Origin of the sequence: Streptomyces sp. NRRL S-495 (assembly GCF_000966955.1) — a bacterium.
GTDB classification, from domain to species: Bacteria; Actinomycetota; Actinomycetes; order Streptomycetales; family Streptomycetaceae; genus Kitasatospora; species Kitasatospora purpeofusca.
Window position 1 is genome coordinate 1 of record NZ_JZWY01000915.1, and the last position, 9,344, is coordinate 9,344.

Below are 9,344 nucleotides of genomic sequence, written 5' to 3' on the forward strand. Positions count from 1 at the left end.
CCCCGGCGAGCGCGCCACCGCACAGCTCCTCCACCAGCGCGAGGCCGCCGTCCCCGTGCCGGTCCCACCTGCTCGCCGCCATCGACGGCGCGATGCCGGGACGTCAGCGCCGACGCGGCCCGCTCCGTGGGCGCGGGTCAGTGCTGGATCTGCAGCAGTTGCTGCCTGGTCCACCCTTCTCCGGACGGGGTGAGCGCGGTGATCCGGTCGTTCGCGAGGTCGACGAGGAGTTTCGGCTCGGCCCGGCCTTCGAGCAGGAGGACCTGCGGATGTCCGTCGGTCTCGGTGACAGTGGTCGCCCCGCACTGCACAAGGTGGTCACGAAAGCGATTCAGCGCCGCAGACGCCTGGGCCGGGGCGAGTCCGAGTACCTGCTGGGTGAGACCCTGGCCGGCGCCGCCGCCGGTGATCGTCGACTTGACCCAGGTCTCCACACCGGCCGCGCGCAGGCGGGCGGCCCGCAGCTCGTCCGGGGCGGTCCACGGGAATTCCGCCGGATCGCAGGAGGTGGAAGGGGCGGCGGGCGCCTTCGGGCAGCCCGCGGACAGGGCGAGCGAGGCCTCGGACCGGCTGTAGGGGGCCTGGGGCCACAGGCTCTCCGGACGCAGGAGCGTGCCTTCCGGGGCGTGGTACTCGGTCGCGCACGCAACAGCCTGCACGGAGGGTCGGTCTTTGTCTGCGGGTTCGTCGTTCGTACAGGCGGCCAGGACGGTCAGGGCCGCGAGGGCTGCGAGCAGGGCCGGTACGGTGCGGTGGTTCATCGGTCTCCCGTGGCGGGTGGGTGCGGTGGTGGTGCGGGGTACGGCCGCAACGGGGCCGTACCCCGCACCGGCGCTGCCAGGGCGTCGCGGACCTCGGAGTAGCGCTCCGGCGCGCTCGCGGTGGCCCAGTTCGTGCTGGTCCGGCAGTTGCTGCAGGTACGCACGACACGGACACTGAAGCGGCGGTCGACGAGGCCGTCGCGGTAGCTGACAGTCGTCCACGCCGGAACGTTCACGGTGAAGGTCTCCGTGTTCGTGACGGTCGCCGACACCGAGACGGACAGGCCGAGCTTGGCCTGGATCCCGGCGACGAACACCTCGGCGGTGGCCGAGATCTCGGCGCTGGCGGTCGCACTCGGCGTCGCGCTCTTCGTGCGGGCGATCGCGCGGCTGATCGAGGCCCCGGAGCCGTTCGAGACGGTGCCGCTGTCGCTCGCACCCCACTCCCGGCCGATCTGCTCGTAGTAGCGGTTGGTCACCGGCTCGTAGCAGTCGCTGCTCCGGCCCGGATCCACATCGGCGGCACTCGCCGGCGCAGCCCCCAGGACCCCAGCCACCACAGCGCCTGCGAACATGCCGGCAACGGCCTTCTTCATCATCGGAACCCCCTCCTGAAACCCGACCCCAAGCGGATCGGACACAGAGGACCCTGGGTGACAACTGGTAGAACACAGGCAAGACTTGAGGATCAGTTGAGGATCCCATGACAAGCAACAGGTGCCTCTCCGTTCGGCAGCACCGCCACCGCCGACGACCGAGGACGTCGACACAATCGGCGCCCTCGTTGCACGGTGCGCGTCCACGCCGTACTCGACACCGGCACCTACCCGACCGGCGTCCGGATCGGCGACGCTGACATGGCCGCCCTGCCGCTGACCCGGCACACCTTCCACGGCGACTGGAACTATGTCCTGCACCCCGCCCTCGCCGATACGTCCCCGGCCGACGAGCGCGCACCATCCGATGTTTGCGCGTCGGCGGTCTCTTGGGATCAGGACACTCTGTCCGATCCTGCGGCCGCTGTCTCGCAGGACGCGGTGGCACAGCCGGGTGCGCGAGCCGGGTCGCATCGCGAGCAGCCCGGCCACCGAGATCCGCCCGGAACCCCGGCCGCTGACCTTCACCGGGGTGGTGCCGCGTCGTCCCCAGGTGCGCCCTGTGTGCCGCCGCACCCGTGCCGGCCCCGTCGGGGCGAACCGACCGCCACCGCCTCAATCGCGGCGGTGGCCGTCAGGCCAACCGCGCCCTGCACACCATCGTGCTCGCCCGCATGCGTCACGACCCGCGCACGCTGAGCCTACGTCGCACGACGCACCCTCGAGGGCTCAAGAAGAAGGACATCTTGAGGTGCCTCAAGCGCTTCGTCGCGCGAGAGGTCTACCGTCACCTCACCAGCGCCAAGGGAGCGGTACTCCCGCGCGCTACCCCTTTTGCCGCTCGGGGTGGGTGAGGTTGATGCCCGTGGCGGGGTCGAAGACGTGGATGCGGGACGCGTCGAGCCACAGGTCGAGTGGGCTGCCCTCGGCGGCGCGGGTGGCGGGGCTGAGCCGGGCAACGATCCGGTGGCCCTGGATCCCGGTGTCGGAGCGTCCGGAGTCCGCTGCCAGTTCAGCCAGTTCTGCGGATCCGGCCGGTGCGCCCTCTTCGGTGAAGTGGACGTAGACGTCGGAGCCGACGGACTCCCGGACGTCGACCGTGGCCGTGCAGGTGTGGCCGGTGTGCCGTTCGTCGACGAGAGCGGCGTCCTCGAAGTCCTCGGGCCGGATGCCGACGATGAGGTCGCGTGGCACGTCCTGCCCTTCCAGCCGGCGGCGGACGCGGTCCTCCAGCGGTAGGTCGCCGAGGGAGGTCCGCATACTGCCCTGGTGCAGTGACGCGGCCAGGAAGTTCATGCCGGGTGAGCCGATGAACCCGGCGACGAAGAGATTGACGGGGGCGTCGTAGAGCTCCTGGGGCGTGCCGACCTGCTGGACGACGCCGCCGCGCATCACCACCACCCGGTCGCCCAGGGTCATCGCCTCGACCTGGTCGTGCGTCACGTAGACGGTGGTGGTGCCCAGTCGGCGCTGGAGGGCCGCGATCTGGGTACGCATCTGGACCCGGAGTTTGGCGTCGAGGTTGGAGAGCGGCTCGTCCATCAGGAAGGCCTTCGGGTCCCGGACGATGGCCCGGCCCATCGCGACGCGCTGGCGCTGGCCGCCGGAGAGGTTGGCGGGCTTTCGGTCGAGGTGCTGGGTGAGGTCCAGGATGCGGGCGGCCTCCTCGACCTTCGCGTTGATGACGGTCTTGTCGGCCTTCGCGAGTCTCAGCGCGAAGCCCATGTTGTCGCGGACGTTCATGTGCGGGTAGAGGGCGTAGCTCTGGAACACCATGGCGATGTCGCGGTCCTTGGGTGCGCGGTCGTTGACCACGTGGCCGTCGATCCGCAGGGTGCCCTCGGTGATGTCCTCCAGCCCGGCGATCATGTTGAGGGTGGTGGACTTGCCGCAGCCCGAGGGGCCGACCAGGATGACGAATTCGCCGTCGGCGATGGTGAGGTTGAAGTCCTGGACGGCGAGGGCGCCGTCCGGGTAGCGCTTGGTGATGCCCTCGAGGACGATCTCGGCCACGGTCTGCCTTCCTGGTCCGCCCGGGCGGGCGGGCTCAACCCTTGACTGCGCCGGCGGTGAGGCCGGCGACGATGCGGCGCTGGAACAGCAGTACGAAGATCACGATCGGGACGGTGATCACCACGGCGGCCGCGGCGATCGAGCCGGTCGGCTGCTGGAACTGCGAACTGCCGGTGAAGAACGCGATCGCCGCCGGGACTGTGCGGGCCGCGGTGGTGGAGGTCAGAGAGATCGCGAAGAGGAAGTCGTTCCAGCAGAAGATGAACACCAGGATCCCGGTGGTGAAGACACCGGGCGCGGCGAGGGGGGCGATCACCAGTCGGAACGCCTGCCAGGGGGTGGCGCCGTCCACCTTGGCGGCCTTCTCCAGATCCCACGGGATCTCGCGGAAGAAGGCGGACAGGGTGTAGATCGCCAGCGGCAGCGAGAAGGTCATGTAGGGGATGATCAGCCCGACCCAGGTGTCGAAGATGCCCAGCACACGCTCGATGTTGAACAGCGGCGAGACCAGCGAGATCGGCGGGAACATCGCGATCAGCAGCGACATGCCGATGAGCAGGCGCTTTCCGGGGAAGCGCAGCCGGGCCACGGCGTACGCGGCCATCGTGCCGAGCGCCACGGCGATCGTGGTGGCGATCACCGCGATGCCGATCGAGTTGACCAGGGCGTGGGTGAACTCCGAGGTCTGGAAGATCCCGTGGTAGTTCTCCCAGGTCCACTTGCGGGGGATGAAGTCGCCGTCGCCGAGCGTGCTCGGGTCCTTGAAGGACAGGGCGACGATCCACCACACCGGGAAGAGGGCGTAGAGCACGACGAGGACGTTGACGACGCCCCATTCGGTGAGGGTCCTGCTGCGGTGGGACATCAGCGCCGCTCCGGTTCGCCGCCCGGCGCAGCCGCGCCGAAGATCTTGATGAAGACGAAGGCGATGACCGCCACGCACAGGAAGATCAGCACCGAGATCGCCGACCCGATGCCCAGGTTGAGGGCGGTGAAGAGGTTGTCGTAGCCGAGGATGGACACCGAGCCGGTGTCGTTGGAACCGCCGGTCAGGACGTAGATGTTGTCGAAGATCCGGAACGCGTCGAGGGTGCGGAACAGCAGTGCGACCAGGATCGCGGGTTTCATCAGTGGCAGGATCACCAGCCGCAGCCGCTGCCCGAAGGTGGCGCCGTCGACCATCGCCGCGCGTACCGTCTCCCCCGGGACGAGCGCGAGGCCGGCGAGGAGCAGCAGTGCCATGAACGGGGTGGTCTTCCAGACCTCGGCGAGGATGATCAGCCCGATCGCCTGCCACTGGTCGGTCAGCGGTGCGCTGCCGGCGGGCAGCAGCGCGGCCAGGTAGCCGGTGCCGGGTGTCCAGGCGTACTGCCAGGAGTACGCCGCGACGACGGTGACGATGCCGTACGGGATCAGGACGGCGGTACGGACCGTGCCCCGACCGAAGATCGCCCGGTGCATCACCAGCGCCAACGCCATGCCGAGGACCAGTTCGACGGCCACCGACACCACCGTGATGAGCACCGTCACCCAGAGCGCCTGCCACCAGAAGGGCGAGGTCAGCACGGCCCAGTAGTTGCTGAACCCCACCCAGCGGGCCTGGCCCGGGAACCGCAGGTCGTAGCGCTGCAGTGAGAGGTAGATCGCGTAGGCGATCGGATAGGCGGTGACCGCGGCCATCACGATCACGGCGGGCGCGCAGAGCAGCAGGCCCAGCCTGCGTTCCTGCCGGGCGCCCTCGGACAGCTCGGCCCGGCCCGGACCGCCGGCCGTGGTGGGCGCTGCGGGAGTGGGGGGCGTGGAGGCGGAGGTGCTCACGGGATCAGCCCCTTGGAGCCGAGAGCGTCCTCGATCTGCCCCCGCAGGTCGGCGACCGTGTTCTCGGGCTTGATCGCGGCCGGCGGCGAGAGGGTGTGCGAGATCGCGATCGACACGTTCTGGTAGGCCGGTGTCTGCGGCCGGACGCTGGCGGTTTCGAGCGCGGCCAGCACATCGGCGGCGAAGGGGTAGCTCTCGGTCAGTTCGGCGGCCTGGTACAGGCTGCGCAGCGAGGGCGGCAGGCCGCCCTCGAGCGCGTTGGTCAGCTGGTTCTCGCGGTCCCGCAGGCAGAGGGTGGCCTCGAACGCGAGATCGGGGTGCTTGCCGTAGGTGCCGACCGCGAGGTCGATGCCGCCGATCGTCACCGTGGCCGGCCGGTCCGCCGTGACCCCGGGGTAGGGCGCCCATTTGAAGTGCGGGGAGAGCTCGGGCTGGTTGGCCTTCATCGACGGGTAGACGAAGGGGTAGTTCAGTTCGAACGCGGCCGTACCGGACTCCATGGCGAGCCGGTTCTGGTCCTCCATCTGGTTGGGCAGCGACGGGTCGGCCGCAGCCGAGCGGGCGGCGTCCCGCATGATCCCGGCGGCGACGACCGCCGGCGGACCGAGCGAGGGCGCCTGCGCGTCCGGGGCGAGGATGGTGCCCCCGGCGCTGGTGACCAGTGTGTTGAACCAGACCGTCAGCCCCTCGTACTGGGCTCCCTGGATCTCGACGTAGTGCGGCTTCCCGGCCTTCGCCAACGCTTCGGCCTGGGCCAGCATCTCGGCCCAGCTCCTGGGCGGTGCGGGCACCAGGTCGTCGCGGTACCAGAGCAGTTGGGTGTTGGAGTTGTAAGGGGCGCCGTACAACTTGTCCTTCCAGGTCGCGGTCCGCACCGCGGCCGCGAGGGTGTCGGCGGTCGCCCGCTCCTTCACCGGCCCGGTCCATTCACGGATCCAGCCGGCCTCCGCGAACTCCGCCGGCCAGGTGACATCCAGACCGATGATGTCCACCCCGGTGTCGTGCGCGGCCAGCCGGCGGACCAATTGCTGGCGCTGCCCGTCGGCGGTGCGCGGCAGCTTGTTGTAGTGGATCACGTACCGGCCCCCCGAGGCCTGGCCGCAGCGGTCTGCGGCCTGTTGCAGGGCACCGGAGTCGTCCGGGAAGTTGTACCAGTTCAGAGCCACTGGGCCGCTGCCCCCGCTGCTCCCGCAGCCTACGAGGGCGGAGGCGAGTACCGGTAGCGCGGCTGCGGCGGCCAGCCACCGCGAGCGGAAATTTCGGCCCCTGGGCATCGCACTCCTGCTGTCGGTGGCGAGCGGATGGGCTCACGGTACGAAGAATGCCGCCGCCGGGGCGCGCGGCGCTCCGCGGCCGGGCCCCGCGTCAGGCGGGCAGCCCAACCCGGGGGCGCGGCGGCAGAGGTGCAAGGCCTCGCCGTCAGTGACGGACACCAGGGGCAGGCGGACGCCGGCCGCCGCAAGGCAGGCGATCGTGCCGCCGCAGCCGAGGACCTCGCCGTCGGGACGGGCCGCCACGAACACTCGCCACCACCGGCCTCGCCCCCGCCGTCCACAGCGTCCTCGCCGCCATCCGCACGGCCATCGCCGGCCTCGGCCGACCCCTCTGGAGCACGCCATGGACCACACCCCCGAGACCGGCCGGCCGGCCCACCAACCCGCAGGTCATCCTTCTGGAGCCCGGCTACGTCCCGTCGACCGTGGACAGCGAGATCGTCACCGTCCCGATGCGCCTCTGGTTTTGTAGGTGCGTTTCGGGTTCTGGCACAGATCTTGGGGAGTCGTCACGGAGCGTTACCTTGGTGTTCGATTACGAGGAGGCGGTTCGCGTGAGACCGCGCACGCCTTGTCGTCCGACGAGCAGAAGTGACGCTCCATCAGGTGCCTGTCGGCCACTGCCGTGGTCGGTTGTGGCCGGTGATGGTGCTGGTCATGCAGACCGATGCACCGTTCTGGGACTCACTGGTGTTCGAGGGGATCGACGATATGGATGTCGAGGCGGTTACGGCCGCGTTCGGCACGGTCGAGGTGGTGGCGAGAGGCCGCGCGGCCGAGCTTGCATGTCCGGATTGCGGCCGCTTTTCGGACCGCGTCCACGACCGCTACCAGCGCAGGCTGAAGGATCTTCCGCTCGCCGAGCAGGGCTTTGTGATCCGGTTGACGGTCCGGCGCTTCATCTGCGGGTCGCCGGACTGCCCGCGCCGGACGTTCGCCGAGCCGTTCTCGCAGCTGGCTGCCCCGCACGCACGGTTCACGACACGGCTCAACCACACCCTGGAGCGAGTAGGTCTCGCACTGGCCGGGCGGGCCGGCGCTCGGCTGGCTGCCCAGCTGGGCTTCGGAGCCGGCCGGATGACCTTGATACGCAGGGTCATGGCGTTGCCTGATCCGCAGTTCAGCACGCCGCGTGTGCTGGGCGTGGACGACTTCGCGATCCGGCGCGGTCAGGCCTACTCCACCGTCTTGACCAGCGTCGAAGACCATCGTGTGGTCGATGTGCTCCCGACTCGTGAAGCCGGGCCACTGGCTGCGTGGCTGGTCCGTCACCCCGGCGTGGAGATCATCTGCCGGGACCGGGCCGGCGCCTACGCAGAAGGCGCCCGCCGCGGTGCCCCTGACGCTCTGCAGGTCGCTGACCGTTTCCATCTGTGGCAAGGCCTCGGCCGGGCCGTGGAAACCTGCGTCGCCGCCCACCGTGACTGCCTGCGCAACCCATCGCCCAGCGGCATGCTGCCAGAGGCCACCGGACTTGTTTCCGGTCGACCGCAGAACGCCTCGGAGCCCGCCGGCCGGCGCGCCGAGCGAAAGAAAGCGGCACACGCCCTGGTCCACGAGCTCCTGGCCCAAGGCCACTCACGCCGGGCGATAGCCCGACACCTGGGCTGGGGTCTCAACACCGTCCTCCGGTACGCGAACGCCGCACGCTGGCGGGACACCATCCGCGAAAACCGTCCCCGGCCCAGCAGACTGGACCCCTACAAGCCATACCTGGAACGACGCTTCGCCGAGGGATGCACCAGCGTCACCCACCTCCACAGTGAACTGGTTGCCGACAACGCGCCCGTCACCTACCAAATGGTCCGCGCCCACATCGCCACCCTCCGCAGGGCTCCGGCCGGCGCACCGCCGCGACCGCCGACAGTGCGGCAGGTGACCGGCTGGCTCACCCGACACCCCACGACCCTGAACGAGGACGACCGGGCAGGCCTGAAGGAGGTCTTGGCCCACTGCCCCGAACTGGACCAGGCCGCCGGACACGTCCGCGACTTCGGCGAGATACTCACCGACCGCCTCGGCTCCACACTCCCCACCTGGATCGATGCAGTCGACGCCAGCCAGCTACCCGGCCTCACCGGCTTCGCACTCCACCTGCACCGAGACCTCGACGCCGTGACCGCCGGGCTCACTCTCGACTGGAACTCCGGCAGCATCGAGGGCGCCGTCAACCGCATCAAGAAGATCAAACGACAGCTCTACGGCCGCGCCGGATTCCAACTACTCCGCAAGATGATCCTGCTCCAGTAACACTTCGCGATGTTCCCCAAGAGCTCCGCGAGAACCGGGTAGTAGGAACCCCTGCTGCGGCTGGCGAATAGCCAGTGCATGCAGGTGCCCAGCCGTGGCAGGATGGCGCCATGTTGATCCGAAAGGGCGATGCCGCGTAGGCGTCCCAAGGCCGTCCGCGCAGAGCGGTGGCGGCCACGATGGCAGTATCCGATTCTGACGGTCCCCGGTGTCTCCGCACGCACTCGTGCAGCGATCCGCCAGGTCGAAGACCAGGAGATGTGGCCTAACGCGGTCGCCAAGGCACTCTCGTGTTTCGAGCGATCCTTTAAGCGGCCAGGACGCTACCTGGACGCCTCCGAGTTCGAATCGCCCGGAGTGGGAGATGCCCGTGATGACCTCGAGCGGGCGATGCGACACCTTCCTTCCGGAGCCAAACGGGATTTGGGTCGACTGATCACACGCATCGATGAGGAATTCGAGCGCCGTACCTTGCCCGACCCCAACAACATCGACTTGGCGATGTTCGGCTGGTGGTGGACCAGAATGCGGGAACGCTGACGGGCCCGGACCCGCGCCCCCTCACTCGAACAACGCCGTCGCCCTCTGTGACGACTCCCCAAGATCTGTGCCAGAACCGTGATGTGATGTCA

General features: G+C 69.4%; 8 protein-coding genes and 1 pseudogene. 3 read left to right on the plus strand and 6 right to left on the minus strand.

What is annotated here, in order from left to right; all coding sequences use genetic code 11:
* Window positions 1-137: 137 nt before the first annotated feature.
* Entirely contained in the window at window positions 138-761 is a 624-nt protein-coding gene (locus VR45_RS36090) for a hypothetical protein (RefSeq protein ID WP_045944151.1), read from the minus strand.
* Window positions 758-1,360, minus strand: a complete 603-nt coding sequence (locus tag VR45_RS48140) for a hypothetical protein (protein ID WP_045944152.1) — start codon at window positions 1,358-1,360, stop codon at window positions 758-760. Before VR45_RS48140 ends, VR45_RS36090 begins: the two co-directional genes overlap by 4 nt.
* Window positions 1,361-1,552: 192 nt before the next feature.
* Between VR45_RS48140 and VR45_RS46300 the strand changes: the two are divergent.
* A pseudogene (locus VR45_RS46300) lies at window positions 1,553-1,681 on the plus strand (ISAzo13 family transposase); the annotation flags it as partial.
* Between the two features lie 254 nt (window positions 1,682-1,935).
* A complete protein-coding gene (locus tag VR45_RS44890; protein ID WP_234326490.1) occupies window positions 1,936-2,211 on the plus strand; it encodes an IS110 family transposase in 276 nt (91 codons plus the stop codon).
* Here the strand turns inward: VR45_RS44890 and ugpC are convergent.
* From ugpC to VR45_RS36115, 4 genes are all read right to left on the minus strand, one after another.
* Window positions 2,183-3,370 (minus strand): sn-glycerol-3-phosphate ABC transporter ATP-binding protein UgpC, encoded by a 1,188-nt coding sequence (gene ugpC, locus VR45_RS36100; protein WP_045944153.1) that lies wholly within the window; start codon window positions 3,368-3,370, stop codon window positions 2,183-2,185. The genes VR45_RS44890 and ugpC overlap by 29 nt on opposite strands.
* Window positions 3,371-3,404: 34 nt before the next feature.
* Window positions 3,405-4,235 carry a carbohydrate ABC transporter permease gene (locus VR45_RS36105; RefSeq protein ID WP_045944154.1) on the minus strand — a complete coding sequence of 277 codons (831 nt, stop codon included), beginning with the start codon at window positions 4,233-4,235 and terminating at the stop codon, window positions 3,405-3,407.
* Window positions 4,235-5,116: a sugar ABC transporter permease gene (locus VR45_RS36110; RefSeq protein WP_107084379.1), complete on the minus strand. Its 882-nt coding sequence runs from the start codon at window positions 5,114-5,116 to the stop codon at window positions 4,235-4,237. The genes VR45_RS36105 and VR45_RS36110 overlap by 1 nt, the downstream gene beginning before the upstream one ends.
* 68 nt (window positions 5,117-5,184) lie before the next feature.
* A complete protein-coding gene (locus VR45_RS36115) occupies window positions 5,185-6,354 on the minus strand; it encodes an ABC transporter substrate-binding protein (protein WP_234326492.1) in 1,170 nt (389 codons plus the stop codon).
* Window positions 6,355-7,053: 699 nt separating this feature from the next.
* Here VR45_RS36115 and VR45_RS36125 point away from each other — a divergent pair.
* Window positions 7,054-8,712, plus strand: coding sequence for an ISL3 family transposase (locus VR45_RS36125; protein WP_234326493.1), 1,659 nt, complete (start codon window positions 7,054-7,056; stop codon window positions 8,710-8,712).
* The last annotated feature ends 632 nt before the right edge of the window (window positions 8,713-9,344 follow it).

Coding starts and splice junctions, on each gene's coding strand:
- VR45_RS48140 (WP_045944152.1), bottom strand. CDS start 1,360: ATGATGAAGAAGGCCGTTGCCGGCATGTTCGCAGGCGCTGTGGTGGCT.
- VR45_RS36105 (WP_045944154.1), bottom strand. CDS start 4,235: ATGTCCCACCGCAGCAGGACCCTCACCGAATGGGGCGTCGTCAACGTC.
- VR45_RS36090 (WP_045944151.1), bottom strand. CDS start 761: ATGAACCACCGCACCGTACCGGCCCTGCTCGCAGCCCTCGCGGCCCTG.